Below are 26081 nucleotides of genomic sequence, written 5' to 3' on the forward strand. Positions count from 1 at the left end.
CACGGCGCGTCCGGCGCACGAGCAGCGGTGAGGAGCCAGCGTCGCAGTCAGTGGGGAGCACACTACCCAAGGTCAGTCGCCACAGTCGACCGCAACGGCGAGCGCGGAGCAGATCTGTCGCATCCGCGCATCGGCCAGTCGACCGATGCGCTCGACGAGGACCGCGACGGACACGCTCTCCGCCGAGTCCAGGTTGACCACTGAACGCAGCGGAATCGGATCCTCACCAGGCTCGAGACCCACCTCGCTGACCAGGCCGCGGATCGTCGTGGTGCATGGCGCGACAAGCGCGCGTCGGTGTCTTGGGATCACCGCGTCGCGCGAGAGCACGACCACGGGGCGACGGCCGACCTCCGGCATCTCGCACCACCACACCTCGCCTCGCGCGGGCAGCACGGTCATGACCGTGCCGCGGCTTCGCGGAACGACGCCAGATCGCCCCACGCGTCCGGCGCATCGAGTGGGTGCTCGTCGTACGCGGCGTAGCTGGCGTCGATCTCGCTTGAGCGGTGGCGCGTCAGCAAGGCTCGCAGCGCCTCTTCGATCATCGAAGCATCGGATGCGTTCGACCGCAGCGCTCGAGCGGCCCGGAGAAGGTCGGCGTCCACCGTCGTGCTCACTCGTGCTCTCACCATGCCACGATTATGCCACGACCTCGCACTGCGAGGCGGTGCACTGCGAGGCGGTGCACTGCGAGGCGGTGCACCGCGGGGGCCGGTCGGGAGACGCGGTACGCTGAGTCAGTGCTGATCTGCCTCACGGCGAGTCACAAGAACGCCGACTTCACCGCCCTCGAGGCACTGTCGACGGCTGACGCGGCGCAGCTGCCCATCGCGTTCGCCGCCCATCCGGCAGTCGACGGCGCGGTCGTCGTCTCCACCTGCAACCGCTTCGAGGTCTACCTCGACGTGCAGGCCGACGAGCACTCGGCGGCGGGCATCGCGCAGACCGCCGCGGCGGATGCCCTCGGCTTCCACCACCCGGAGTCGCTCGAGCCGCTCACCGAAGCGCGTGCCGCCGAGCACCTGTTCGCGGTCGCCGCCGGGCTCGAGTCGGTCGTCGTCGGCGAGGGCGAGATCGCCGGTCAGGTGCGGCGCGCGCTCTCCGCCGCGCAGGAGGCCGGCACCACCAGCGCGCACCTCGAGCGCCTGTTCCAGCGCGCCTCCGAGACGCAGCGCGGCATCAAGAACCGCACCGGCCTGGGGGAGGCGGGCCGCTCGATCGTGCGGCTCGGGCTCGATCTGGCGAGCGCTCGCATCGACATCGCCGACGCCCGCGTGCTGCTGGTGGGCACCGGCCGCTTCGCGGGCGTCTCGCTCGCCGAGCTGCGCCGCCGCGGCGCCCGGCACATCGAGGTGTGGAGCCCCTCCGGCCGCGGCAACGGCTTCGCCCGCAGCCACGCGATCGGCCATGTCGACGGCCGCGATGCCGCGCTGGCCGCCGCGAGCGCCGACATCATCGTCGCCTGCACGAGCGCCGAGGGGTTCGTCGTCGACGCCGCCCTGCTGCGCGCCGGCCGCCAGCAGCTGGCCGCCACCCACGCCTTCCCGGGCTCGGAGCCCGAGGCCTCCGGCGCGATCGGCTGCCCGGTGCACCTGGGCGCGCAGGGCGAGGCCGCGCCGAGCGCCGCTGCCGCGCCGGCACCGGGTCTGTCTGCACCGGGTCTGTCCGCACCGGCGCTCTCTGCACCGGCCGGCTGCCCCATGCACGCAGCCATCACTGACGAGCCGCGCTGCCCCGTCGAGCACGGCCGCTCGGCGCAGCTGGTCGTCGACATGGGGATGCCGCGCAACGTCGACCCCGACGTGACGACCGTGCACGGCGTCGAGGTGCTCGACCTGGAGACCATCCGCCTGCACGCCCCGCTCGAGCACCTCACCGCCACCTCCGACGCGCGCGATCTGGTGCGCAAGGCCGCGCTGCGCTTCGAGCGCGGCACCGCCGAGCGGCAGGTCGGGCCGGCCATCGCCGCGCTGCGCGAGCACGTGCAGGAGGCCATGGAGGCCGAGCTCGAGCGCATCGGCAAGCGCGGCACCGAGGATGAGCGCCGGCTCGCCGAGCAGGCGCTGCGCCACTTCGCCGGCGTGCTGCTGCACAAGCCGACCGTGCGCGCCCGCGAGCTGGCCGCCGAGGGCCGTCACGACGACTTCCTGTCGGCGATCGACGCGCTGTACGGCATCGACCGCCCGGCGTGACAGACCCGCAGCTCGAGTCCGGCGGCGAGCCCACCACCGGCGCGCACGGGATCCTGCCGCCCACCCCGCTGGATGCCGGCGACGGCCCCGGCAAGAAGCGCCGCTTCGTCGACCTGGCGCCGCTGCGCGCCTCCCCGGCGTTCGCGCGCCTCTGGATCGGCAACGCCATCAGCGGCATCGGCGCGCAGATGACCATCGTCGCGGTCGGCCTGCAGGTCTTCGACATGACCGCGAGCACGATGATGGTCGCGCTCGTGGGCGGCGTCGCGCTGCTGCCGATGGTGGTCGCGGGCCTGTGGGGCGGCATGCTCGCCGACGCCTTCGACCGGCGGCTGGTGCTGATGCTCTCGAGCCTCACCGGCTGGCTGGCGGTGCTGGGGCTGTTCGCGCTCTCCAACTGGGATGCCGCGCTCATCGCCGACGGCCAGCGCGCCGAGGTGTGGCCGTTCTACGTGCTGACGACGATCAACACCGTCGCCGCCACCATCTCGGGCGCCACCCGCAGCGCCGTCACCCCGCGCATCCTCCCCGCACACCTCATCTCGCGCGCCGCCGCCCTCAACGGCATCGCGATGGGCGTGATGCTCACGGTCGGCCCGGCCGCCGCTGGCGTGCTGGTGGCGACCATCGGCCTGCCGATCACCTTCGCGGTCGACGCGGTGCTGTTCACGGCCGGCTTCCTCGGCATCGTCGGGCTGCCGAAGCTGCCGCCGCTGGGCACGGTCGCGCGCCCCGGCCTGGCCTCCCTGCTCGACGGGGTGGCCTTCATGCGGCAGGCGCCCAACATCCGCATGTCGTTCATCGTCGACATCGTCGCCATGACCTTCGGCCGCCCCTTCGCGCTGCTGCCGGCGGTCGGCGCGGTCGCGATCGGCGGCGGCCCCGTCACCGTCGGCGTGCTCACCGCCGCGGCTGCGATGGGCACGCTGCTCGCGAGCCTGTTCTCGGGCCCGGTCGCGCACGTGCACCGGCACGGCCTGGCGGTCTCGCGCGCGATCACCGTCTACGGCGGCTTCGTCGCCCTGCTGGGCCTGGTCATCCTGGCGATGACCCTCGGATGGGGCGGGCCGGTCGGCGAGGACTGGTCGCAGGTGTCGTGGGTGGCGCTGGGCGTCGCGTGCCTCGCCTTCGCCGGCATGGGCGCGAGCGACGAGATCAGCGCGATCTTCCGCTCCACCATGATGCTCACGGCCGCGCCCGACGATATGCGCGGCCGCACCCAGGGCCTGTTCATGGTGGTCGTCGCCGGCGGCCCGCGCATCGGCGACCTCTACGCGGGCGCCGCCGCCACCCTCATCGCGCTCTGGGCGCCGCCGCTGTTCGGCGGCCTGATCATCATCGTGCTGATCGCGGTGCTCACGCGCGCGCAGCGCACCTTCCTCGACTACGACGCGCGCACGCCGACGCCATAGCGGCATGCACACCTTGCTGAGAGCGGGCCACGCCGGGGCTTGAGGTTCCTGTGAGGCAAGGCTTACCCCGTCCTGCGTGGGCCTCGCGGGTCGCCAGCTAGCGTGATGGACGTCTCGATCAGCGATGGGAGTGCAGCTATGCACGACGAGCCTCGGAGGAACGGCAGCCGTCCGTCGCTCCCCCACACCGAGCTCGTCTCGCTCGCGGCCCCCACGCAGGCATGGTCGGCGGACGACGGCACCATGCCCGGCGGCTCGCACGGCGTCTTCCACGGCGACTGGCGCTACGTGCGGGGCATCGAGCTGCTGCTCGACCGCTCGCCCACCGCGCACATCTCCACCGCCGATGAGCCCGGCCGCACCGTCTTCCGCGCCGTCACCGTCGATCCCGGGACGAGCCGGCCCATCCCCCGCGTCTCGGTCGAGCGGATGCGTGAGATCAGCCCGGGCGGGATGGTCGAGCGGGTGACGCTCATCAACGGCCGCGACGAGCCGATCGATACGCTGCTCGAGCTCGTGTGCGAGGTCGAGCTCGCACCGATGTCGACGGTGCGCGCCGGGGAGCCCGGGCCCGTCGCGATCGAGCTGCGGCTCGAGGGCGAGCAGGCGGTCGCGACCGACGGCATCCGCACGCTGCGCGCCAGCAGCCGCGGCGGCGAGGTGCGCATCGAGGACGGCCGGGTGGTCGTGTCGCAGCGCGTGCACGTGGTGCCCGACGACTGGGCCGGCATCACCCTCGAGCTCGCCATCGTCGACCCGACGCTGCCCGTGCACGGCGCCACCTGCGACGAGCCCTGCGACGAGCCGGAGCCGAGCGGGCGCCCCGCCCTGGACCGCTGGACGGATCGCGCGATGGGCGACCTCGAGCGGCTGCTGCTCGATGCCGGCCACGGGGCCTTCCCCGCCGCCGGCGCGCCCTGGCACATGACGATGGTCGCGCGCGACGCGCTGATCGCCTGCCGGCTGCTGCTGCCGCTCGGCACGCAGCTCGCCGAGGGCACGCTGCGCACGCTCGCGGCCCGGCAGGGCGTGCAGTTCGACGCCAGCACGGGCGAGGAGCCCGGGCGGATGCTGCACGAGATGCGGCAGGGCGTGACGGATGCGCTGCGGCCCGGCGTCGAGGCCCCGCCGGTCTACGCTGGCTCGCTCGATCCCACACCGCTGTGGATCGTGCTGCTGCACGACGCCTGGCGGGCCGGCCTGCCGATCGAGGCGGTGCGCGAGCTGCGCACCGCGCTGCACGCGGCACTGTTCTGGCTGCGCGCGCACACCGGCGACGGCTTCCTGCGGTGCCCGGAGGAAGCCGGGCTCGGGCTCTCGGGCAAGGGCTGGCGCGAGCAGCCAGAGGGGCTGCGCCTGAGCGCGGCGCACGGGTCGCGCGAGGCCGGGCTGGTGGGCACCGGCATGGCGACGGCGCAGGCGCAGGGGCTCGCGTGCCGTGCGGCGGTCGCGGGCGCGGCACTGCTGGACGCGCTGGGCGACGACGGCAGCGGCTGGCTGGCGTGGGCCGAGCAGCTGCGCACGCGGTTCCGCGAGCAGTTCTGGGTCGAGCGGCGCGGCATGCGCTTCCCCGCCATGGCGCTCGACGCCGACGGCCACCCGGATGACACCCTGGTGAGCGACATCGGCCAGCTCATCGGCACGACGCTGCTCAGCCGCGTCGAGGAGGCCGAAGTGGCGCGGCTGCTGCTCGACGAGCGGCTCTCCTCCGGCTTCGGGCTGCGCACGATGGCGAGCGACGCCGAGCGCTACTGGCCGCTCGCGCACTACTGCGGCGCGGTGTGGCCGCACGACACGGCGATCGCCATCGAGGGGCTGCTGCGCTCCGGCTTCGTCGCCGACGCGCGCGCACTCGCTGAGCAGCTGGAGCGGGCGGCGGATGCGTTCGGCGGCCGGATGCCGGAGGTCTACGGCGGATTCGGCCTCGACGAGACGCCCACGCCGATCCCCTACCCGGGTGCCTGCAGCCCGCAGGCCTGGAGCGCCGCATCCGTCGTGCCGGTCTCGATGGCGCTGCGCGCCGCCGCCGAGGCCGAGCTGCCGAAGGATGCCGAGCGGCTGATCGTGGCGGTGCCGCCGAGCGCGCCCGAGCCGATGGAGATCAACGCGCACACGCCGAGCACGCGCCCCCGCGGGCGGGCGCACCTGCACCTGGTGACGAGCGCGCCCGCGCCGCAGGGGATCTAGCTAGCCCTTCGCCGAGCCCGCCAGCAGCCCGCGCACGAAGTAGCGCTGCAGCCCGAAGAACACGATCAGCGGCACGATGAGCGACACGAACGCACCGGCGGTGAGCCTCGCCCAGTTCTCGCCGCGCGAACCCGCGAGCTCTGCCAGCCGCTGCGTGAGCGGCGCCGTATCTGGTGTGCCAGAGGAGAACACGAGCGCCACCAGCAGATCGTTCCAGACCCAGAGGAACTGGAAGATGCCGAAGGAGGCGATCGCCGGCATCGCCAGCGGCAGGATGATGCGGAAGAAGATCTGCCCGTGCCCGGCGCCGTCGACGCGGGCGGCCTCGATGATGTCGCCCGGGATCTGCGAGATGAAGTTGTGCAGCAGGAAGATCGCCAGCGGCAGGCCGAAGATCGTGTGCGCGATCCAGACCGGCATGAACTGCTTGTCGCTGATGAACGGCACCACCTCGTGCAGCGCGTTCTGGAACGGCTGCACGAAGGTCACGAACAGCTGCAGCAGCGGGATGAGCGCCATCTGCAGCGGCACGATCTGCAGCGCGAAGACGATCACGAACAGCGTCGACGAGCCGCGGAACTTCACCCATGCGAAGGCGTAGGCAGCGAGCGCGGCCAGCACCAGCGGGAAGATCGAGCCCGGGATGGCGATCATGAGCGAGTTCACGAAGTACTCGCCCAGCTGCGGCGAGGTCGACGAGCCCGAGAAGAGCACCTCGGTGTAGTTGTCGAGCGTCAGCTCGGGGTCCGAGAAGAACGTCCACCACCCCGTCGAGGCGATCGAGTCCGCCGGGCGGAACGACGACAGCAGCAGGCCGAAGGTCGGGATCGTCCAGAGCACCGCGATCAGCAGCGCGGCGATCGTCGCCCACGGGCTGGTCAGCCGCCGCTTCACGCGGTCGGCCCGCGTCGTGACGGCGGGTGCCGCCTTGTCGGGCGTGATCTCAGGGTCTGGGGTCACTGCGACTTGACTCATCGGATCGCCTTCTGCTGGTTCAGGACGCGGATGTTGTAGACCACGATCGGCAGCACCATGATGAACAGGATCAGGGCCAGTGCGGCGCCGCGGCCGGGCTCGCCGGAGCGGAAGGCCTGCGTGTACATCTCATTGGCGACGACGGATGTGTCGAAGTTGCCGGCGGTCATGGTGCGCACGATGTCGAACACCTTGAGCGTCGCGATCGAGATGGTCGTGACGACCACCACGATCGAGGTGCGGATGCCGGGCACGGTCACGTTGCGGAACCGCTGCCACGGGTTGGCGCCGTCGATCTCGGCAGCCTCGAGCTGCTCGGTCGGCACGCCCTTGATGGCCGCCGAGAGCACCACCATCGCGAACCCGGTCTGGATCCAGATCATCACGATGATCAGGGCGAGCGTGTTCCACGGGCTGTTCTGCAGGATCTGCTGCGGCTCGCCGCCGACCAGCACGATCAGCTGGTTGACGAGGCCGATCTGATCCTGCGCCGGCCCGCGGTAGGCGTACATGAAGTTCCAGATGATGGAGGCGCCCACGAACGAGATCGCCATCGGCATGAACACGAGCATCTTGTACACGCGCTCGCCGCGGCTCTTGTCGATGAAGACCGCGTAGGCCAGGCCGACCGCGGTCGACAGCAGCGGCACCAGGATCACCCAGGCGATCGTGTTCCCGAGCGTGATCAGCGCCTCGCGCTGCGTGAACATCCAGACGAAGTTGTCGAGGCCGATGAACGCGCCGGTGCGGTCGGTGAAGGCCAGCAGCGTCGTGCGCAGCGCCGGGTAGATGAGGCCGACCGTCAGCAGCACGCCCGCCGGCACGAGGAAGACCAGCATGGGCTTCGAGTCCTCGTCGCGATCGGCGAGGTAGCCGAGCAGGCCGACGACGCTCAGCGCGAGCGCGCCCGCCCACGGCCAGACGCCGATCGGCTGCTCGCGCCCTTGCTCGAGCACGAGCGCGATGACGACCACCGCGACGGCGGCCAGCAGCCAGGCGAGCAGACGCACCTGACGACGGATGCGGTGGGGTGCGAAGGCGAGCGCGGCCGTCACCAGCAGCACGGCCGCGACGGGCCAGCCGACGATGTTCGCCGCCAGGGTAAGCGCGGGCGTCACCCACTCGAGCGCCTCGATGCTCTCCGCCATGGAGGCGACGATGGCGACGGCGATGGCCGCGACCGCGCCGATCGTGCGCAGCACCGCGGAGCGCACCGGGGGCGAGGCCGGCTGCAGCAGGCGGTCGAGCAGCCACTGCAGCACCACCAGGGCGATGCCGGCGACCGCGAAGATGATGAGAGCGTTCGTCAGCCCCTGGGTCATCCACGACACCGTGCCGTAGAGCAGCCGGCCGAGCAGCGCCAGCAGCACCAGCACGCCGATGATGATCAGGCGCGGGCGCAGCCCCTGCATGATCGCGCCGCGCCATCCTTCCGGGCGCGGCTTGTCCTCGGGTCGGTCGAGGAAGGCCAGCAGCAGCGCCATCACGACGCCGAACGCGGCCAGCCCGACGACGCCCTGCAGCAGCTTGCCGAGCAGATCCATCGTGGTCATGCGTCACCTCCGGTGGATGCCTGATGTGGGGGCCGCGTACGGCCCCCACATCAGGCATCAGCGAACTGTTACGGCCAGCTGGACTCGACCTCGCTGAGCACCGTCTCGGTGTCGGCCCCCGAGATCCAATCGACCATCGCCGTCCAGAACGTCCCCGCGCCGACGGCGCCGGGCATCAGGTCGGAGCCGTCGAACCGGAAGGTGGTGTTCGGGTCCTGCAGCGTCTCCGCAGCCGACACCAACAGCGGGCTCGAGGCGTTCGCCGGGTCCAGCCCGTTGTTCGCCGAGAGCACGCCGCCGAGGGCGACGCGGCTGTTGGCCCACTCCGCGCTCGAGAGGAACGTCTGCACCGCCACGACCGCCTCGTCGTCGCTGAAGGCGCCGACGAACTCGCCGCCACCGGTGACGGCGGGCGCGCCCGCCTCGGTGCCGGGCAGGATGAAGGCCCACACGTCGCCGTCCTCGGCGACCGTCGTGCCCTCCGGGAACAGACCCTCGTAGAACGACGCCTGGTGGTGCATCGCGCACTCGCCCTCGGTGACGGGCCAGCCGGCCTCGCCGAAGTCCTGCGTCGCGATGGTGGAGACGTCGCCGAACCCGCCGTTGACGTAGTCAGGGTTCTTGATCAGGTCGCCGACGCGGTTCATCGCATCGACGATCGCCGGGTCGTCGAACGGGATCTCGTTCGAGATCCACTGGTCATAGACCTCCGGGCCCGCGGTGCGCAGCACGTAGTCCTCCACCCAGTCGGTGCCCGGCCAGCCGGTCGCCTCACCCGAGCCGAAGCCGACGCACCAGGGCATCATGGTGTCGGAGCCGGCGATGGTCGCGGTCAGCTCGTCGAGCTCGTCGAGCGTGGTCGGCACCTCCCAGCCATTCTCCTCCCAGACCGAGGGCGAGTACCAGACGTAGCCCTTGATGCTGGCCATCAGCGGCGCAGCGAGGAACTCGCCGTCCACCGTGCCGTAGTTCTGCCAGTCCTCGCTCCAGAACTCCTGCGCGTTCGCGGCCACCGACTCGGGCGCCGGCAGGATGGCGCCGGTGCCGGCGACGGACGCCAGCAGACCCGGCTGCGGGAAGATCGCGAGGTCGGGCGGGTTGCCGCCCTGGACGCGGACGTTGATCTGGGCCTCGAACTCGCCGGAGCCCTCGTAGACCACGTCGATGCCGGTGCAGTCCTCGAACTCGGCCCACGACTCGTTGAGGCGATCGGCCTCGACGTCGAGGATGGTGCCGTACAGGTCGACCTCCTCACCGTCGAAGGTGCCGTAGTCGGCGTAGGCCTCGCAGCCCGCGGCCGCGGGGGCCTCGGAGCCGCCCGGCGCGGCAGAGGGGTCGGCCGGTGCGTCGCCGACGCAGCCCGTGAGGGCGAGCGCTGCGACACCCGCGATGCCCAGCGGCATCGCGATCCTGCGTGCGTGCTTCACGTGAACTCCTTCGCTCAGTGCATTGGGCACGTGCCGCAGGCGTGGCGCACAGCGTCGTGCCGAACTCGAAACCGGAACCGGTTCCATTGCCAGTGACGCTAGCGCACCGGACGCCGGTTTGCCATCGGGCATCAGGTTGCGATTGTGCAACGATCGCAGCACGGGAGTCTTGGCGGCGAGACCGCGAGGGCCTACGCTCGGAACCGGTTCCAACGATGGACCGGCGGCGCACCCGCCCATCCCGGCGCGAGGAGGCACGATGCCACGGCTCGACGATGTCGCCCGCGCCGCCGGCGTCTCGAAGGCGACCGCGTCCCGCGCGCTCTCCGGCGCCGACGGTGTCTCGCCCGCCACCAGGGCGAAGGTGCAGCGCGTCGCCGACGAGCTCGGCTTCCGCGCCTCCGGCGCCGCCCGCCGGCTCGCGACCGGCCTCACCCGCACGATCGGCGTGCTCACCCCATCGGTCGACCGCTGGTACTTCGGCAGCGTGCTGCACGGCATCGCGCACGCCGCTGACAGCCACGAGCACGACGTGCTGCTCTACGACCTGGGCGCCTTCGGCCACGGCGGCCACGAGAAGTTCGAGCGCTTCATGCGCCGCGGCGAGGTCGACGGCCTCGTCACCATCACCTGGAGCCTGGTCGGGGGCGACCTCACCAGGCTGGCCGAGCTCAGCATCCCGGTCGCGACCGTCGGCGAGCCGACCCCCCACACGCGCTCGTTCTGCCTCGACGACGATGCCGCCGGCAGGCAGGCGACCGAGCACCTGGTGCGGCTCGGCCACACCGACCTGCTGCACCTCGCGAGCCAGACCGAGGTGCAGCCCTTCGACGCCTCGTCCTCCGACCGCCGCAAGCGCGCCTTCGAGGCCGTCTCGGCCGAGCACGGGCTGCGGATGCGTCCGGTGCGCACCGTGCCGACCACCCTGGAGGGCGCGCACGCCGTCGCGCTCCACTTCCTCGACCGGCCCGATCGCCCGACCGGCATCGTCGCCGGCACCGACGAGGTGGCGCTCGGCGTCATGCTCGCGGCGCACCAGCTCGGCATCCGCGTGCCGGAGGAGCTGAGCGTCGTCGGCGTCGACGACGTGCCCAGCGCCGCGCCCTTCGGCCTCACCACCATCCGGCAGGATCCAGCCCAGCACGGCGAGGACGTCGTCGCCTGGATCATGGGTGCGATGCGCTCGCGCGGGCGGCGCGGGGGCGATGCGAGCCAGCCCGACCGCAGCCACACCGGCTACGCGCCAGAGCTCGTGGTGCGCGCCTCGACCGCCCCGCCGCGCCCGTGACCCGCCCGCCCGGTAGCGTGGCCGGACGGTCGACGCGACCCATCGCATCCGCCCCCGTCAAGGAGCGCACGTGAGCTTCACCTCGCCCATCCCGATGCAGCCCTCGCATGCCCCCGGGCTGTCGCTCGACCGCGACTGGCACCGCAAGAGCGTGTTCTACGAGGTGATGGTGCGCTCGTTCGTCGACGGGAACGGCGATGGCTTCGGCGACTTCGACGGCCTCACCTCGAAGCTCGACTACCTGCAGTGGCTGGGCGTCGACGGCATCTGGGTGCCGCCGTTCTACCAGTCGCCGCTGCGCGACGGCGGCTACGACGTGAGCGACTTCACCGGCGTGCTGCCCGAGTACGGCACGCTCGACGACTTCCGCCACTTCGTGGCCGAGGCGCACGCGCGCAACATGCGCGTCATGATCGACCTGCCGATCAACCACACCAGCGACCAGCACCCCTGGTTCCTCGCCTCCCGCGAGGATCCGGAGGGCCCCTACGGCGACTTCTACGTGTGGCGCGATGACGACACGGGCTACCCGAACGTGCGCATCATCTTCGTCGACACGGAGGAGTCGAACTGGGCCTTCGACGCGGTGCGCCGGCAGTTCTACTGGCACCGCTTCTTCTCGCACCAGCCCGATCTCAACTACGAGAATCCAGCCGTGCACGGGGCGATCGAGACAGTGCTGCGCTTCTGGCTCGACATGGGCGTCGACGCGATCCGGCTGGACGCCATCCCCTATCTGTACGAGTCGGAGGACGGCAACGGCGAATCGGAGCCCGCCACCCACGCCTACATCCGCACGCTGCGCCGCATCGTCGACGACGAGTATCCGGGACGGGTGCTGATCGCCGAGGCGAACCAGTGGCCGGCCGAGACCGCCGCCTACTTCGGCTCCGCCGAGCAGCCCGAGTGCCACGTGGCCTTCGACTTCCCGACCATGCCGCGCATCTTCTACTCGCTGCGCGCGCAGAACGCGCTCGAGCTCAAGCGCATCCTCGCCGAGCAGGTGGATGTGCCGCCGGGCGCGACCTGGGGCGTGTTCCTGCGCAACCACGACGAGCTCACGCTCGAGATGGTGAGCGAGGAGTACCGGCAGGCGATGTACGGCTGGTACGCGTACGACCCGCGGATGCGCTCGAACGTCGGCATCCGCCGCCGGCTCGCGTCGCTGCTCGACAACTCGCGCGCCGAGCTCGAGCTCGCCAATGCGCTGCTGCTGTCGCTGCCCGGCTCGCCCTTCCTGTACTACGGCGACGAGATCGGGATGGGCGACAACATCTGGCTCGACGACCGGGACGCCTCGCGCACGCCGATGCAGTGGACGCCCGACCGCAACGCCGGCTTCTCCAGCGCCGACCCCGGCAAGCTCTACCTGCCGGTGGTGCAGTCGCTGGTCTACAACTACGCATCGGTCAACGTCGAGTCGCAGATGGCGCAGGCCTCGAGCCTGCTCAACTGGATGCGCTCGGTGCTGCACGCGCGCCGCCAGCACCCGGTGTTCGGGCTCGGTGACATCACCGTGCTCGACACCGACAACGACGCGGTGCTCGCATTCGTGCGCTCCTACGAGGGCGACGGCAGCTACGGCGGCGCGCGGGCCGAGCAGGTGCTCTGCGTGTTCTCCTTCAGCCACAACCCCGTGCACGTGACGCTCGACGCGCCGCAGTTCGCCGGATCGCGCCTGCACGACCTGTTCGGCGGCGGAGAGTTCCCCACCATCGCTGCGGACGGCCGCTTCTCGCTCACTTTCGGCACGCAGTCGTTCTACTGGCTGGGGATGACCCCGCAGTAGGGCCGGGGGCTCGAGAGGTGGCACACTGGCGCGGTGGAACTCGCCATTCTCGTCATCGTCGTCATCGTCGCGCTCGCCTTCGACTTCACCAACGGCTTCCACGACACCGCCAACGCCATGGCGCCGTCGGTCGCCACGGGCGCCCTGAAGCCGAAGCCGGCGGTGGCGCTGTCGGCGTCCCTCAACCTGGTCGGCGCCTTCCTCTCGATCGAGGTCGCGCGCACCGTCGGCAGCGGGATCGTCGACCTCACGGGCGTCGACGGCGAGCAGCTCATGCTCATCGTGCTGTGCGGCCTGACCGGCGCCATCGTGTGGAACGTGCTGACGTGGCTGTTCGGCCTGCCCTCCTCCTCCAGCCATGCGCTCTTCGGCGGCCTGATCGGCGCCACCATCGCCGCGCTCGGCATCACCGGCGTGCTGTGGGGCGGCGTGAGCCAGAAGATCCTCATCCCGGCGCTGTTCGCGCCCGTGATCGCGGGCTTCGTGGCGTTCGTCGGCACCTGGCTCGTGCACCGCGTGACCCGCAACATCGGCGAGCGCGCCGAGCAGCGCAGCTTCCGCTGGGGCCAGATCGGCGCGGCATCGCTCATGTCGCTCGCGCACGGCACGAACGACGCGCAGAAGACGATGGGCGTCATCTTCCTCGCGCTGGTCGCGCACGGCACGCTCGACCCGGATGCGGACATGCCGCTGTGGGTGCGCGTGGCCTGCGCCGTCGCGATCGCGGCCGGCACCTACATGGGCGGCTGGCGCGTCATCCGCACGCTCGGCAAGGGCATCGTCGACATCTCCCCGCGCCAGGGCATGTCGGCCGACTTCTCCAGCGCATCCATCATCCTCACCTCCAGCCACCTGGGCCTGCCGCTGTCGACCACGCACGTCGCGAGCGGCTCGGTGATCGGCTCGGGCCTCGCGCGCGACGACGTGAACGTGCGATGGTCGGTCGCGCGGCGCATGCTGGTCGCCTGGATCATCACGCTGCCGGCCGCCGGGGCGGTGGGCGCGGTCTGCCTGCTGATCACCAACATCTTCGACCACTTCTGGGGCGCCGTCGTCGTCACCACCATCCTGATCGTCGCGTGCACGATCATGTGGCTGCGCTCGCGGCTGAGCCCCGTCGGGCACCACAACGTGACCGACGAGTGGGAGCAGCCGAAGGGCGAGCGCAAGCGTGAGATCGACCGCGAGCTGAGCGCCGTCGCATCCGGCATCGCCCCCGTCTCGCGCCCCCGCAAGCGCAAGCGGCAGCGCGGCAAGAACAGCCCGCAGCGAGGCATGTGATGTTCGATCTCGGAGTGCTGCTGGTGGCCGTCGCCTCGGTGCTGGGCGTGGGCGTGCTGCTGGGCGCCGGCATCCCGCTGATCTACGCGCTCGGCATCCGCGCGCAGGAGAGCCGCCGGCCGAGCTCGAACGCCGTCAGCGCGGCGCTCATGATCGTGTGCGTGCTGCTGGCGCTCGGCGGCATCGTCGTGATCATCTTCGGCGACGCCATCTTCGTCGGCTGACTCAGCGCGCCCGCACCACCACGGTGCGGCCCGCCTTGTCGTGGAACGCCTGCTTCCGCTGATCCCACATCGGCCAGAGGTGGTCGGCGATCGAGAACATGCTCGCGAGCATGCCCAGCAGCGCCAGGCCACTGACCACGTTAGGGCCGAACTGCACCAGCCAGCGCAGGCCGGCGCCCTTCAGGTCGGGGTTGCGATCCTCATCGACCCGGCGCACCCGGATGCCGACCAGCATCTTGCCCGGCGTCTGCCCGCGCGAGGTGTGGAAGCCGATGTTGTAGAGCGCCACGAACACCAGGTTGGCCAGTGTGATGGCGAAGCCGGCGGGATGCGTCGGCGCCATCATCGCGCTCGCCGCGTCGATCGCCGCGGGGTCCTGCGACGCCAGCGCCGCGCTCATCGCGTCCGAGACGCCCGTCATCCACAGCAGCACCATCGTGACGACGACCACGGGGATGATGTCGATCAGGTAGGCGCCCAGCCGTGCGCCCCAGCTGGCGAGCTCGCCGCTGCGATCCGGGCGCACGTAGGGCATGCCCTCCGGGTGACCGGATGCATGCTGCGCGGTGCCGTGCTGGCCGGCCGTGCCCCAGCCGGTTCCGCCCGCAACCGCAGGCGGGCCAGCCGCGTCCGGCGCGCCCAGACCGTGCCCCGCATCCGCTCGCAGCATCGGCTGCGGCTCGGGTGCCGGCTCCTGCGCCTGGGTCGTCCAGCGGGCGCCGTCCCAGTAGCGGGTCGCGCCGGGGACGGCGGCGAAGGGATCGGGGTACCACCCGGCAGGCTGCTCGTTCACCCCTCAATCGTACGGCGCGCGGCTATGACCACGCCCGCGCGAGCGAGTCACCAGCGGCTAGCGTTGGCGCATGAGCAACGATGAGGCCACCATCGTCGAGAACAGCGAGCATGCCTGTCATGACGAGGCGGCGGCCGCCGGGCTCGAGCTGCTGCTGCCGCGCGACGTGCCGCTCGGCGGCCCGCGGGCGATGCCCGTGCAGCGCGTGCTGCCCAACAAGCACCGCCACTTCATCGGCGCCTGGTGCTTCGCGGATGCCTTCGGGCCCACCTCGCTGGCCGGGCGGCCGGGCATGGATGTGCCACCGCATCCGCACACCGGCCTGCAGACCTGGAGCTGGCTCGTCGACGGTGCCATCGAGCACCGCGACTCGGCGGGCTTCTCGCACACCGTGCGCCCCGGCGGGCTCAACATCATGACCTCCGGCCGCGGCATCTCGCACTCGGAGTACTCCACAGCCGGCACCGAGGTGCTGCACGGGGTGCAGCTGTGGACGGTGCTGCCGAGCGGCGAGCGCGGCCGAGACCCATGGTTCGACGGGCTCGACGAGGTGCCGACGGTCGAGCTCGCGCCCGGCGTGACCGCGAGCGTCTTCGTCGGCGAGCACGCCGGCGCCTCGAGCCAGGTCGGCGCCTACACGCCGCTACTGGGCGTCGAGCTGCGCATGCTCCGCGGCAGCGAGGCGCGGATCGAGCTGCGGGCAGGCTTCGAGCACGGCGTGCTGGCGCTCACCTCTGGGCTCGCGGTCGACGACGTGCCGGTCGGTCGCGGCGCGATGGCCTATGCGGCTCCTGGCCGCGAGGCGGTGATCGTCTCGGCGGCGCACGATGCCGTCGCCATCCTGATCGGCGGCGAGCCGTTCGCGGAGGAGGTCGTGATGTTCTGGAACTTCATCGGCGCCGACCACGTCGAGGTCGCCGCAGCACGAGACCAGTGGATGCGCGAGCGCGACTCGGGCGCGGACGCCCGGCCGCGCTTCGGCACGGTCGTCGACGACGTGAACCCGCCGCTCGCCGCACCGCGGCTGCCCACGGCGCAGCTGCTGCCGCGCGGGCGGGCGAAGCGCCGCGGGGCTTAGCTCGCGATCTCGACGGGAGGGCGCTGTTCGAGCACGGTCCGGCGCGGGCGATCGAGGGCGTCGAGCAGCGGCTGACGACCTGGGTGGAGCGCGGGGCGCTGCCGGCGCACGATGTGCAGGCGGCCGCGCAGCAGTACAACTGGCTCGTGATGGGCGGTCCGCTCAACGCCGCGATGCTGCTGGGCGACGAGGCGATCCCCACCCCGGCGAAGCGCCGCACGCATGCGAGCTCGGCGGTGGCCGCCTTCCTCCGATCGATCGGCGCGGCGGCGTAGGCGATCGGTCACGCCACATTCCGCCGCGAGAGCGGTTGAGTCCTAGCGGCGCGCGGCGCCGATGAGCAGGCCCGTCCCGAGCACCACCGCGAGCGCGGCCGCCAGCATGAGCGCCGGGAACGCCGCCGAGAGCCCGCCGCCGGTCATGAACGTGTCGGCCACGCCCATGCCGATCGAGAACTGCGTCATCGGCACGGCGAGCAGCGCGAAGAATGCCGCGGCGAGCAGCATGCCGGCCGCCTCGCGCCGATCGCGGCGGTTGCGCAGCAGCCCCAGTGCGAGCAGCGCGATGCCGACGACCCAGAGGCCCGCCCAGGCCAGCGGCACCCACACCCCGCCATCCTCGTTCGCCGCGGCGAGCCCCGCGTAGAGCTCCGATAGCGGCATGCCCGGCATCAGCGTCATCGGCAGCAGCACGAGCGCGTCGAGCACGCCGACCGCGATCGCCAGCAGCGCGGCCGTCGCGCCCAGCGCCGTGCCGAGCCGCGGGCGCGGCATTCCCGCGCGCATGGACGGGTCGAACGAGAGCAGCACGATGCCCAGCGCCGCAGCGGCCACCGGCGCGAGCAGGTGAGCGAGGCCGAACACGATCGCCAGCAGTCCCGCAGCCGGCGCCAGCAGGAGACCGAGTGCGACCAGGGCGCCGACCCCCAGCGCCGAGCCTAGCCGCCGAGGCTGCGCGCGCACGAGCAGCACCAACTGCGCGCACCCTGCCAGCAGCATGCCGAGCCCGACGAGCACGATCAGCGCGAGCGCGATCGCACCCGGCAGCACCCATGCGCCCGACGCGCTCGCCCAGGGCAGCGCGAGCCCGGCGAGGTGCGCCGCGGCAACGCCACCGGCGAGCCAGCCGAGCGCACTGCGTCGGCGATCCGCCTGCAGCCGCTCGAGCGCGACCGGGTCGGCGGGCGCAGGCAGCGGTCGCAGCGGCGCGATGGCGCGGGCGGGCAGCGAGCTCATGGCCTCACGCTAGCCGTGCGGCATCGCGCCGGCGTCAGCCTGCGGGATGACTCGCTGCGCCTGCCCCTCACCCCTTCGCGGCCTTCGCGGCCGCCTTGGCCGCCTGCTTCGCGGCCCGCACCTCGGCGAGCGACTCCGGGTCGACGATGTCGGCCACCGAGCGCTTCGCACCCTGCTCGCCGTAGGGGGCCGACGCATCCGCCCACCCTGCGCCGCCGAAGCCGGCCTGCTTGCCGAGCAGCGCGAGGAAGATCTTGGCCTTCTGCTCGCCGAAGCCGGGCAGCGCTTTGAGCCTGCGCAGCACCTCGGCGCCGCTGGGTGCCTCGCCGTCGGCGTCGGCCTGCCGCCAGATGGCTCCGGCGTCGCCGCCCCACTCCTGAACGATCACCGCGGCGAGCTCCTGCACGCGCTTCGCCATCGAGCCGGGGAAGCGGTGCACCGCGGGCTTCTCGGCGAACGCGGCACCGAACTCCTCTGGATCCATGCGGGCGATGGCGGATGCGTCGAGGCCGTCGAGCCGGTCGCGCAGCTTCGCGGGCCCGGCGAAGGCCGTCTCCATCGTCACCTGCTGATCGAGCAGCATGCCCGTCAGCAGGGCGAAGTCGTCGTCGGAGAGGAGTCGGTCGGCGGCCTCGTCGCCGGTGATGTGCAGCTCGCGCGTCATGGATCAAGCGTGCCACGGACGACGGGCGGGCGACAGTCGCTGTCGCTCCGGCCCGCCGCCCGGGTCCTGGGGTCAGGCTGTGCGCGCCGCCGCTCGGCGCGGCCTGCCGGGCCGTTTGGCGTGCCTGCCGCGTGAGGTCGCGGCGACGATCCTGCGAACCGTCGAGAGCATCGTCGGCGTCTTCGCGTGCTTCGGTGTCGTCGTCATGATGTCCTCTTCTCTCTTCCCTCATCGGAGTGGGTAGGGCCGAGCCCCCGCCCGGTCACGACGCGCGGGGGCTCGGGGTCTGGGGTCAGGCCGCCGCGTCCTCCCGGCGACGCAGCATCAGCAGCCCACCGGCCACCATGAGCGCCATCGCCACGCCGATCAGCCCGACGGGCACCTCGCCGCCCGTCCGGGGCAGCACAGGCGTCGGCGCGAGGATGTCGGTGGCCGAGACGGTCACGGTGTTCGTGGGCGTCTCAGGCATCGTGGCACTGGCGACGGCTGCGACGTTGTCGAAGTCCTCGGTCACCGTGGTGCCAGCGCCGTGCGACGGGGCAGCGGGCACCTTCGCCGTGAAGGTGATCACCACCGAGTCGCCGGGCTGCATCGTGCCGAGCTCGATCCGGTGCTCGCCCGTCGCCGCATCGAGGCCCGCCGTGCACTCGATCGAGCAGGTCGCCGCCTCGGTGCTCGTCAGGCCGTCCTGCAGCGTGTCGACCACGACGACGTCGCGGGATGCGCCGTCGCCGCCCGCGGTGACCTCGATGCGGTACTGCACCGTGTCACCGAAGTCGACCTCGCCGTCCGTGGCGATCCAGATGCCGTCGACCAGCTCCCACGCCGACTTCTCAGCGGTGAGCATGCCGATCACGATCGGGGTGTCGTCGCAGTCGATGTTGTTCGACTCGCTGTCGCAATCCGCCCCCTCGGGGACGATGTCGTCCTCCGTCGTCACGGTCGCGACGTTCACGTAGACGCCGGCCGGCGCATCCGCGTCGACCATCACCGTCAGCACGAGCACGACGCTCGCCCCGGCGGTCATCGCGGTGGGATCGACCTCGCAGGTGACCGTCTGGCCCTCTGCTGTGCAGGCCTCGGGACCGGAGGCGAAGCTCAGACCCGCGGGCAGCTCGTCGACCACCGTCACCGGCTCGTCGCTGTCGACGTCGCGTGCACCGACGTTCGTGACGGTGATCGTGTAGTCGACCGTCGTGCCGGGCTCGGCCATCGCGCCGCCGTCGTCCTTGTCGATCGCGAGATCGATCGGCTCGTCGTCGTTCACGATGGTGCACGTCACGACGTCACCGGACGACAACGTCAGCGCATCGCCCTCAAGCGTGCCTGCGTCACAGGCCCAGTCGCCCGCGGTGTAGCCGGAGGGGCCACCCGACTCGGACAGCGTGTAGCTGCCGGCGTCGACCGCCGCGGCCGTGATGGCGTCGTCGCCGCTCGCCCCGGAGATGGGCGTCGCGCCGTCGGCGCCGAGCATCCATTCGCTCGCGACCGCCTCGCCGCCGTCGTCGTTCACGACCTCCTTGACGAGCGTCAGCAGCGGCGCGATGTCATCGTTCACGATCGTGCAGGTGACGTCGTCGCCGACGCCGAGCGTCAGGGTCGAGCCCTGCAGCGTGCCGCCGTCGCAGACCCAGTCGCCGGCCGTGTAGCCAGCGGGACCCGTCTCCGACAGCTCGTAGCTGCCGGCGATCAGGGCCGCGCCGGTCACGAACTCGCTGCCGGTGACGCCGCTGATGTCGGCGTCGGTGCCGTCAGCCGTCAGCGTCCAGTCGGCGACCGCGGCGCCGCCGCCGTCGTCGTTCACGACCGTCTTGATCAGCGTCAGCAGGGGTGCGATGTCCTGGTTGGTGATGGTGCAGGTGACGTCGGCGCCGTTCGCGACGGTGACCACGCCATCCGCCGTCACCGGGCCGCCCTCGCAGACCCACACCGTGGGCGTGTAGCCGCCGGGACCGTCGGCCTCCGAGAGCGCGTAGTCGCCGGCCGGCACGGATGCGTCGGTGACGGTGCCGTCGCCGGTCACGCCCGAGACGGTCGCGAGCTCGCTCTCTGCGGTGAGCGTCCACTCGGTGTCGACCGAGGTGCCGCCCGCGTCGTTCTCGACCAGCTTGATGAGCGTCAGCTCACCGGGCTGGTCGTCGTTGACGATGGTGCAGGTGGTGCTCTGTCCCGGCGTGAGGGTCAGCTGGCCGCCATCGAGCGCGCCGACGGTGCAGCTCCAGTCGCCCGGGATGTAGCCCGCGGGGCCGTCCGACTCCGAGAGGGTGAAGGTCCCCGCGTCGACCGTCTGGCCGGTCACGTCATCCGATCCGCTGACGCCGGAGACCGAGTCGTCGGTGCTGTCCGCGTGGAGCGTCCAGTCCGTGACCGCGGCAGTGCCGCCGTCGTCGTTGGTCACTTCCTTGACCAGCGTGATGGTGGGCGCGATGTCATCGTTCTCGATCGTGCAGGTGACGGCCTGTCCCGGAGCGATCGCCACCGAGGCGCCGTCCTGGCTGCCGCCGACGCAGACCCAGTCGCCGGCGCTGTAGCCGGAGGGGCCCATCTCGACGAGGTCGTAGGTGCCGGCGTCCACCGGCACGGCGGTGACGGATGCGTCTCCCGTCGTCCCGAAGAACGGCGTCGGTCCCTGCACGGCGAGCGTCCAGGCGGTCGCCGGCTCGTCGCCACCGTTGTCGTTGACGACCGTCTTCACGAGCGTCAGCGTCGGACCGATGTCGTCGTTGGTGATGGTGCAGACGGTCGTCTGGCCCTCGGCGAGCGTCAGGGTCGAGCCCTCGAGCTGCACGCCGTCGGTGCAGCTCCATTCGCTCGCGGCGTAGCCGTCGGGGCCGTCGGCCTCGCTCAGCTCGTAGACGCCCGCGTCGACCTCGACGGTCGTGACCGCGTCGGAGCCGTGCGCGCCGGACGGGGACTGGCTCGTGCCGGTCGCCGTCAGCGTCCAGTCGGTGCGGACTGCCGTGCCGCCGTCGTCGTTCTCGACGACCTTCTCCAGCGTCAAGGTGGCGGGGATGTCGTCGTTCTCGATCGTGCAGACGGCGCTCTGGCCGACGCCGAGCGTGATGCTCGCGCCGTCCTGCGCGCCGCCCTCGCACACCCAGTCGCCGGCTGCGTAGCCGTCGGGGCCGTCGGCCTCGGCGAGCGCGTAGGTGCCGGCGAGGACCGCGGCGCCGGTGACGGCATCGCTGCCGGTGACACCGAAGATGGCGTCCTCGTCGCTCGTCGCCGAGAGGGTCCACTCGGTGGGATCGGCGTCGCCGCCGTCGTCGGTGACGACCGTCTTCACGAGCGTCAGCGTCGGCGCGATGTCGTCGTTGGTGATCGTGCACGTGACGGTGCCGCCGAGCGGCACGGTCACGGTGTCGCCGGTGAGCGCACCGCCCTCGCAGACCCAGGCGCCGGGCTCGTAGCCGGAGGGGCCGCTCGACTCGGAGAGCACGTACGCACCGGCGTCGACCTCGGTGGCGGCGAAGCCGCCGGCACCGGAGAGGGGCGTCGTCGGGCCGACCGCCGTCAGCGTCCAGTCGCCCGGTTCGGCGTCGCCGCCGTCGAGCGTCACGACCTCCTTGACGAGCTCCAGCGTGCCCGGCTGGTCGTCGTTGGCGATCACGCAGTAGGCGCTCGCGCCGTTGGCGAGGTCGATCGCGCCGTCGATCACCGTGATGGCGGTCGTCTCGGTCGCGTCGGTCCAGCAGGCGACGCCCGTCATCAGGTACCCGGGGACGGCCGTCTCGCCGAGCGTCCAGGTGCCGGCCGAGACCTCGGCGTTCGTGACCGCCCCGCTGCCGGTGATGCCGGAGATCGTGGTGCTGCCGCTGGTCGCGGTGAGAGTGAAGGCGTCGTCGCCCAGCGTGCCGCCGTCGTCGTTGGTGACATCCTTCACGAGCGTGAGCTGCGCGGGCTCGTCGTCGTTGACGACGGTGCAGACGACGGCTGCGCCTTCGGCCACGGTGACGACGTCGCCGGCGATGGTGCCGCCCACGCAGCTCCAGGTGCCGCCGGTGTAGCCGGCGAGCGAGGACTCCGAGAGGGTGTAGGTGCCCGGTGCCACGACGGATGCCAGGGTGCTGCCGGCGGCCGAGTCGGTGTCGGTGCCGTCGATCACGGCCGCGCCACCGCCGGTGGGCGTGGCCATCAGGGTGAAGTCGCCCGCGGCAGCGGTGCCGCCGTCATCGTTGACGACGATCTTGTCGAGCGTCAGCGAGGTGACCTGGTTCGTGATCACGCACACGGGTGCCGCTGCGCCGATCGAGGTGGGGAAGACCGGGAAGGCGCTGCCGGTGTAGTCGCCGTCCTCCCAGACGGTGACCTCCTGCGACGGCTGGCCGGGGCTGAGCCAATCCTGGTAGGTGCAGACGACGGAGACGCCGGTGACACCGGTCGGCAGGTCTGCGACGATCTCTGCCACCCGGTAGTCGGGCGATGCCAGCACGTTGTTCCAGGTGTGCGAGCCGCCGGCGGCGATGTCGGCGCTGATCGAGCTCGTGGAGGCGTCGGTGTCAGCCACCGGGCCCGCTGCACCGCCCGCGCCGTGGACGGCGGCGCCGTCCAGCTCGCTGACCACATAGGGGAACGTGAGCCCGTCGGGCGCGACACCATTGACGACCTTCTGCACGGTGAGGCTGCCGCAGTTGCTGATCTGCATGCCGGGCAGGCCGCCGAAGAAGTCCTGCAGGTTCGCGTTCTGGTCGTTGCCCGTGCGGCTCATGGCGGCGCCGAGCGAGAAGGTCTGGCATTCCGTGCTCGAGAGCAGCCCGCTCGCGGTCAGATCGATCGCGGACTCGCCGAAGGTGCCGACGTTGCCTGCGGCGCCGTTGGTGCCGTAGCCGGCCTGGAAGTCGATGCTGGTCGGCGCGTAGACGCTGCCGTTCCAGCGCAGCGCGTTCACGTCGACCGCGGGGCCGGAGGAGTTGTAGTCGAACTCGATGAGCACGTCATCGAAGCGGCTCGCGGGGTTCGGGCCGAGCAGCTCCTGGTAGACGGTCAGGTCGCCGGTGCCCGAGGCGGCGCGGGTCCAGTACTGGTAGAACATCGTGTGGAACTGGCCGTCGACCTCGACGATCTCGTACGCAGCGCCGACCTCGCAGAGGTCGCTCTTCGAGTTCGAGGTGCCCGCTTCGAGCGTGCGTGTGGCGCCGTCGAGCTTCTGGCCCGCCACCAGCACGTCGTCGGGCAGCGGCAGCGCACCGCCCTCGCAGTACTCCGTGCCCGCCGAGACGTCGACGACGCCGGTGGAGGCATGGCCGCTCGCGGTCGTGTACGGGCCGTACACGCCGTCCGAGACACCGTCCCAGTCGCCTGCGCCCGCCATGTTCCCGTCGATCTCGAACTGCGTCGAGATGCCGCCGAGGCTCGCGGCCTCCGCAGGCGTCGCGGCGGTCGCCACCAATGGCGCGAACAGACCGAGCGCGAGCGCTGCGACTGCGGCAGCGAGCTTGCGCACCGGTGAGGCGGTGGGGGACGTCTTGGCGTGCTTGCCGTGACCGGCCATGGTCCTGCTCCTTCGCGGGCACCGCCTGCGGCGGCTAGAGGCGTGGCCCCGCATCGGACCGCGGGGCTGTGCACGCACCTGCGACTCAGACAAGCAAGACATAACACCGTCCGCAATCGATCTGAACGATGCTGTCACAACGTTATGGAACAGTGTTGTCCTTGCTGGGCAAGTCCTGAGCAATGGTCGGCGACGACGGGCTCACGGCAGACGCCGAGCAGCGACGCGAGAGGATGGCCGCATGCAGACGAAGCGTTCCAACCCCTGGGCGTGGTGGGCATTCTGGGTCGGCCTCCTCGGCCTGATCCTCATGCCCATCCCGCTCTTCATCGGCCTGATCCTCGGCGGCGGACTCGGCGCGATCGCCGCGATCCTCGCCGTCATCGCACTGTTCAAGTCGCGGCACGCAGGCGGCCGCGGCATCGCACCGGCCATCCTCGCCGGCGTGTTCGTGCTGCTGACCTACGGCGGCATCTCCATCGGCGGCGGCGTCATCTGGTGACGCGCAGCGCGTGCCTCAGCTTCGACTAGGGCGCTCTTCGCGCGCCGCGCCCAGCAGCGACCTCGCCGCCAGCACCAGCAGCACCGCGAGCCCCACGATCAGCAGCCCGTCGGCGGCGATGTAGAGGTAGTGCAGCCCCGAGCCGCCCTCACTCGCGCCGGCGACCACCGCATCCGTCGTACCGTGCAGCATCGGTCGGATCACCAGTGCTTTGAGCGCCAGCACGGCGGCCACGGCGATGGCGAGCACGCGCTCGGGCCGCGGGGCGCGCGAGCGGTAGACCGCGAGCAGCAGCAGCAGCGCCACCACGCCCTCGACGATGTTCATCGCCGCGAAGACGAGCCGGCCGATGCCGAGCCCGAGCGGGACGGTCATGCCCGGCGCCTGGAACTTCAGCGGCGTCTCGATCAGCGAGATGCCGATGATGAGGCCGAGCCAGAGGGCCGGCAGGATCAGGCGGGCGGCGCGTGCGAGCATGCCTCCAATCTACGGCCGCTCTGCGATCCTCCGATGGTGAGGGGCGGATGCGTCCACGCGGCACCGGGGGTGCCACGGGCCGGGCAGGGGTGCGAGTATCGACAGCATGGCAGCCCCCTCCACGACCCTGCTCATCATCGGCGCTTCCGGCGACCTGACCAGCAGGCTGCTGCTGCCGGGCATCGCGACGCTGCTGGCGGCAGAGCCGGACCGACGCGTCGAGATCGTCGGCGCCGACCTGCGCGAGCTCGGCGACGCCGAGTGGCGCTCGCGCGTCGAGACCGCGATGGCAGCCGGCGACCCGGAGGGCGCTGCCGGCAAGGAGCTGCTGCGCACCACCCGCTACGTCGCCGGCGACGCGACCGACGGCGACACCCTGCGCGCGCTCATCGGCTCGATCGCCTGCGACCGGCTGGTGATCTACTTCGCGCTGCCGCCGTCCGTGACCGCACGCGTGTGCACCGCGCTGGCCGAGGTGGGGGCACCCGAGGGCACGATCCTCGCGCTCGAGAAGCCCTTCGGCGACAGCCTCGAGAGCGCCCGCGAGCTCAACGCGCTGGTCACGCGCATCGTCCCGGAGGAGCAGGTCTTCCGCATCGACCACTTCCTGGGCCTCTACACGGTGCTCAACCTCATCGGGCTGCGCTTCGCCAATCGGCTGCTGCAGCCGGTGTGGGATCGCGACTCGATCGAGCGGGTCGAGATCTTCTACGACGAGACGGTCACGCTCGAGGGGCGCGGCTACTACGACACCGCCGGCGCGCTGCGCGACATGATCCAGTCGCACCTGCTGCAGATCATGGCGATGATCGCGATGGACCCGATCCGCTCGATCCACGAGCGCGACCTGCGTGACGCCATCGGCGCGGTGCTGCGCTCGGCCCGCGTGATCGACCCGGCGAAGGACACCCGCCGCGGCCGCTACACCGCGGGATCGATCGCCGGCCGCGGGGTGCCCGACTACGTCGCCGAGCAGGGCGTGCAGCCCGAGCGCGACACCGAGACGCTCGCGCAGGTGCAGGTCGAGATCGCCAACCACCGCTGGGCGGGCGTGCCGTTCGTGCTGCGATCGGGCAAGGCGATGGGTGCCATCCGCAAGCAGGCGATCGTGCACTTCACGCCGCCGGCCCACATCCCGGAGGGCTTCGGCGGCCGCGACAGCGGCGACCGGCTCGTGATCGACTTCCGGCCCGACGGCTTCGAGCTGCACCTGACCACGAACGGCAGGGGCGACCCCTTCACCTTCGAGCAGACCGTGCTGCGGGGCGAGCTCGGCGGCGGGCAGCTCGAGCCCTACGGCGAGGTGCTGGCCTCCATCCTCGACGGCGACCCGCGGCTCGCCGTGCGCGGGGACGCTGCCGAGGAGTGCTGGCGCATCGTCGAGCCCGTGCTGGCCGCCTGGGCGGCGGGCGAGGTGCCGCTCGACGAGTACCCGGCCGGGTCCTCCGGCCCCGCCGACTGGCGCACGAGTTGATTGCGCGGCCGTTCTAAAGACTCCAAAGCAACACCT

Annotated in this window: 21 protein-coding genes; 11 read left to right on the top strand and 10 right to left on the bottom strand. The window is 71.7% G+C overall.

Features of this window, described 5'->3' with window-relative positions; all coding sequences use genetic code 11:
* Window positions 1-72: 72 nt before the first annotated feature.
* Entirely contained in the window at window positions 73-402 is a 330-nt protein-coding gene (locus J1M46_RS11420; protein ID WP_206447914.1) for a type II toxin-antitoxin system PemK/MazF family toxin, read from the bottom strand.
* Window positions 399-548 carry a hypothetical protein gene (locus J1M46_RS15670; RefSeq protein WP_274606931.1) on the bottom strand — a complete coding sequence of 50 codons (150 nt, stop codon included), beginning with the start codon at window positions 546-548 and terminating at the stop codon, window positions 399-401. Before J1M46_RS15670 ends, J1M46_RS11420 begins: the two co-directional genes overlap by 4 nt.
* 195 nt (window positions 549-743) lie before the next feature.
* Between J1M46_RS15670 and J1M46_RS11430 the strand changes: the two genes are divergently transcribed.
* From J1M46_RS11430 to J1M46_RS11440, 3 genes are all read left to right on the top strand, one after another.
* Window positions 744-2195 carry a glutamyl-tRNA reductase gene (locus J1M46_RS11430; RefSeq protein ID WP_206447916.1) on the top strand — a complete coding sequence of 484 codons (1452 nt, stop codon included), beginning with the start codon at window positions 744-746 and terminating at the stop codon, window positions 2193-2195.
* Window positions 2192-3607 (top strand): MFS transporter, encoded by a 1416-nt coding sequence (locus J1M46_RS11435; protein WP_342384366.1) that lies wholly within the window; start codon window positions 2192-2194, stop codon window positions 3605-3607. The genes J1M46_RS11430 and J1M46_RS11435 overlap by 4 nt, the downstream gene beginning before the upstream one ends.
* 138 nt (window positions 3608-3745) lie before the next feature.
* Window positions 3746-5794: an amylo-alpha-1,6-glucosidase gene (locus J1M46_RS11440; protein WP_206447917.1), complete on the top strand. Its 2049-nt coding sequence runs from the start codon at window positions 3746-3748 to the stop codon at window positions 5792-5794.
* Here the strand turns inward: J1M46_RS11440 and J1M46_RS11445 are convergent, their stop codons facing one another.
* The 3 genes from J1M46_RS11445 to J1M46_RS11455 all read right to left on the bottom strand — a co-directional run bounded on the left by J1M46_RS11445 (window position 5795) and on the right by J1M46_RS11455 (window position 9725).
* Window positions 5795-6769: a carbohydrate ABC transporter permease gene (locus tag J1M46_RS11445; RefSeq protein WP_206447918.1), complete on the bottom strand. Its 975-nt coding sequence runs from the start codon at window positions 6767-6769 to the stop codon at window positions 5795-5797.
* On the bottom strand, window positions 6766-7917 hold the full coding sequence (locus J1M46_RS11450; RefSeq protein WP_206448704.1) for a carbohydrate ABC transporter permease: 1152 nt from the start codon (window positions 7915-7917) through the stop codon (window positions 6766-6768). Before J1M46_RS11450 ends, J1M46_RS11445 begins: the two co-directional genes overlap by 4 nt.
* 473 nt (window positions 7918-8390) lie before the next feature.
* Window positions 8391-9725, bottom strand: a complete 1335-nt coding sequence (locus J1M46_RS11455; RefSeq protein ID WP_206448705.1) for an ABC transporter substrate-binding protein — start codon at window positions 9723-9725, stop codon at window positions 8391-8393.
* A 283-nt stretch (window positions 9726-10008) separates the two neighbouring features.
* On the opposite strand from J1M46_RS11455, the gene J1M46_RS11460 reads away from it, so the two are divergent.
* From J1M46_RS11460 to J1M46_RS11475, 4 genes are all read left to right on the top strand, one after another.
* Window positions 10009-11037, top strand: coding sequence for a LacI family DNA-binding transcriptional regulator (locus tag J1M46_RS11460; RefSeq protein ID WP_206447919.1), 1029 nt, complete (start codon window positions 10009-10011; stop codon window positions 11035-11037).
* Between the two features lie 94 nt (window positions 11038-11131).
* On the top strand, window positions 11132-12826 hold the full coding sequence (gene treS, locus J1M46_RS11465) for a maltose alpha-D-glucosyltransferase (RefSeq protein ID WP_206448706.1): 1695 nt from the start codon (window positions 11132-11134) through the stop codon (window positions 12824-12826).
* A gap of 33 nt (window positions 12827-12859) precedes the next feature.
* Window positions 12860-14107 (top strand): inorganic phosphate transporter, encoded by a 1248-nt coding sequence (locus J1M46_RS11470; RefSeq protein ID WP_342384367.1) that lies wholly within the window; start codon window positions 12860-12862, stop codon window positions 14105-14107.
* Window positions 14107-14331 carry a hypothetical protein gene (locus J1M46_RS11475; protein ID WP_206447920.1) on the top strand — a complete coding sequence of 75 codons (225 nt, stop codon included), beginning with the start codon at window positions 14107-14109 and terminating at the stop codon, window positions 14329-14331. The genes J1M46_RS11470 and J1M46_RS11475 overlap by 1 nt, the downstream gene beginning before the upstream one ends.
* A gap of 1 nt (window position 14332) precedes the next feature.
* Here the strand turns inward: J1M46_RS11475 and J1M46_RS11480 are convergent, their stop codons facing one another.
* On the bottom strand, window positions 14333-15124 hold the full coding sequence (locus tag J1M46_RS11480) for an RDD family protein (protein WP_206447921.1): 792 nt from the start codon (window positions 15122-15124) through the stop codon (window positions 14333-14335).
* Between the two features lie 70 nt (window positions 15125-15194).
* On the opposite strand from J1M46_RS11480, the gene J1M46_RS11485 reads away from it, so the two are divergent.
* Both J1M46_RS11485 and J1M46_RS11490 read left to right on the top strand, forming a co-directional pair.
* Entirely contained in the window at window positions 15195-16202 is a 1008-nt protein-coding gene (locus J1M46_RS11485) for a pirin family protein (protein ID WP_206447922.1), read from the top strand.
* 23 nt (window positions 16203-16225) lie between these two features.
* The gene (locus tag J1M46_RS11490) at window positions 16226-16477 is read left to right on the top strand and encodes a TetR/AcrR family transcriptional regulator C-terminal domain-containing protein (RefSeq protein ID WP_092917802.1); all 252 of its coding nucleotides are present in this window, start codon (window positions 16226-16228) and stop codon (window positions 16475-16477) included.
* Between the two features lie 42 nt (window positions 16478-16519).
* On the opposite strand, the gene J1M46_RS11495 is transcribed toward J1M46_RS11490, so the two are convergent.
* The 3 genes from J1M46_RS11495 to J1M46_RS11505 form a co-directional block, all read right to left on the bottom strand.
* Window positions 16520-17437 (bottom strand): hypothetical protein, encoded by a 918-nt coding sequence (locus tag J1M46_RS11495; RefSeq protein ID WP_206447923.1) that lies wholly within the window; start codon window positions 17435-17437, stop codon window positions 16520-16522.
* 67 nt (window positions 17438-17504) lie between these two features.
* Entirely contained in the window at window positions 17505-18101 is a 597-nt protein-coding gene (locus J1M46_RS11500) for an HhH-GPD-type base excision DNA repair protein (RefSeq protein ID WP_206447924.1), read from the bottom strand.
* Window positions 18102-18393: 292 nt separating this feature from the next.
* The gene (locus J1M46_RS11505) at window positions 18394-23592 is read right to left on the bottom strand and encodes an LPXTG cell wall anchor domain-containing protein (protein ID WP_206447925.1); all 5199 of its coding nucleotides are present in this window, start codon (window positions 23590-23592) and stop codon (window positions 18394-18396) included.
* 241 nt (window positions 23593-23833) lie between these two features.
* On the opposite strand from J1M46_RS11505, the gene J1M46_RS11510 reads away from it, so the two are divergent.
* Window positions 23834-24094 carry a hypothetical protein gene (locus J1M46_RS11510; protein WP_206447926.1) on the top strand — a complete coding sequence of 87 codons (261 nt, stop codon included), beginning with the start codon at window positions 23834-23836 and terminating at the stop codon, window positions 24092-24094.
* A gap of 15 nt (window positions 24095-24109) precedes the next feature.
* Here J1M46_RS11510 and J1M46_RS11515 read toward each other — a convergent pair whose 3' ends face one another.
* Window positions 24110-24571 carry a hypothetical protein gene (locus J1M46_RS11515; RefSeq protein ID WP_206447927.1) on the bottom strand — a complete coding sequence of 154 codons (462 nt, stop codon included), beginning with the start codon at window positions 24569-24571 and terminating at the stop codon, window positions 24110-24112.
* A 106-nt stretch (window positions 24572-24677) separates the two neighbouring features.
* On the opposite strand from J1M46_RS11515, the gene J1M46_RS11520 reads away from it, so the two are divergent.
* Window positions 24678-26045, top strand: coding sequence for a glucose-6-phosphate dehydrogenase (locus J1M46_RS11520; protein ID WP_206447928.1), 1368 nt, complete (start codon window positions 24678-24680; stop codon window positions 26043-26045).
* The last annotated feature ends 36 nt before the right edge of the window (window positions 26046-26081 follow it).

It is taken from the genome of Agrococcus sp. KRD186 (assembly GCF_017168255.1).
Lineage (GTDB): Bacteria > Actinomycetota > Actinomycetes > Actinomycetales > Microbacteriaceae > Agrococcus.

Bases quoted from the DNA above. Each gene is read 5' to 3' on its own strand.
- J1M46_RS11420 (WP_206447914.1), bottom strand. From the start codon at position 402: ATGACCGTGCTGCCCGCGCGAGGCGAGGTGTGGTGGTGCGAGATGCCG.
- J1M46_RS15670 (WP_274606931.1), bottom strand. From the start codon at position 548: ATGATCGAAGAGGCGCTGCGAGCCTTGCTGACGCGCCACCGCTCAAGC.
- J1M46_RS11440 (WP_206447917.1), top strand. From the start codon at position 3,746: ATGCACGACGAGCCTCGGAGGAACGGCAGCCGTCCGTCGCTCCCCCAC.
- J1M46_RS11445 (WP_206447918.1), bottom strand. From the start codon at position 6,769: ATGAGTCAAGTCGCAGTGACCCCAGACCCTGAGATCACGCCCGACAAG.
- J1M46_RS11450 (WP_206448704.1), bottom strand. From the start codon at position 7,917: ATGGCGGAGAGCATCGAGGCGCTCGAGTGGGTGACGCCCGCGCTTACC.
- J1M46_RS11455 (WP_206448705.1), bottom strand. From the start codon at position 9,725: ATGCCGCTGGGCATCGCGGGTGTCGCAGCGCTCGCCCTCACGGGCTGC.
- J1M46_RS11460 (WP_206447919.1), top strand. From the start codon at position 10,009: ATGCCACGGCTCGACGATGTCGCCCGCGCCGCCGGCGTCTCGAAGGCG.
- treS (WP_206448706.1), top strand. From the start codon at position 11,132: ATGCAGCCCTCGCATGCCCCCGGGCTGTCGCTCGACCGCGACTGGCAC.
- J1M46_RS11475 (WP_206447920.1), top strand. From the start codon at position 14,107: ATGTTCGATCTCGGAGTGCTGCTGGTGGCCGTCGCCTCGGTGCTGGGC.
- J1M46_RS11485 (WP_206447922.1), top strand. From the start codon at position 15,195: ATGAGCAACGATGAGGCCACCATCGTCGAGAACAGCGAGCATGCCTGT.
- J1M46_RS11495 (WP_206447923.1), bottom strand. From the start codon at position 17,437: ATGAGCTCGCTGCCCGCCCGCGCCATCGCGCCGCTGCGACCGCTGCCT.
- J1M46_RS11500 (WP_206447924.1), bottom strand. From the start codon at position 18,101: ATGACGCGCGAGCTGCACATCACCGGCGACGAGGCCGCCGACCGACTC.
- J1M46_RS11505 (WP_206447925.1), bottom strand. From the start codon at position 23,592: ATGGCCGGTCACGGCAAGCACGCCAAGACGTCCCCCACCGCCTCACCG.
- J1M46_RS11510 (WP_206447926.1), top strand. From the start codon at position 23,834: ATGCAGACGAAGCGTTCCAACCCCTGGGCGTGGTGGGCATTCTGGGTC.
- J1M46_RS11515 (WP_206447927.1), bottom strand. From the start codon at position 24,571: ATGCTCGCACGCGCCGCCCGCCTGATCCTGCCGGCCCTCTGGCTCGGC.
- J1M46_RS11520 (WP_206447928.1), top strand. From the start codon at position 24,678: ATGGCAGCCCCCTCCACGACCCTGCTCATCATCGGCGCTTCCGGCGAC.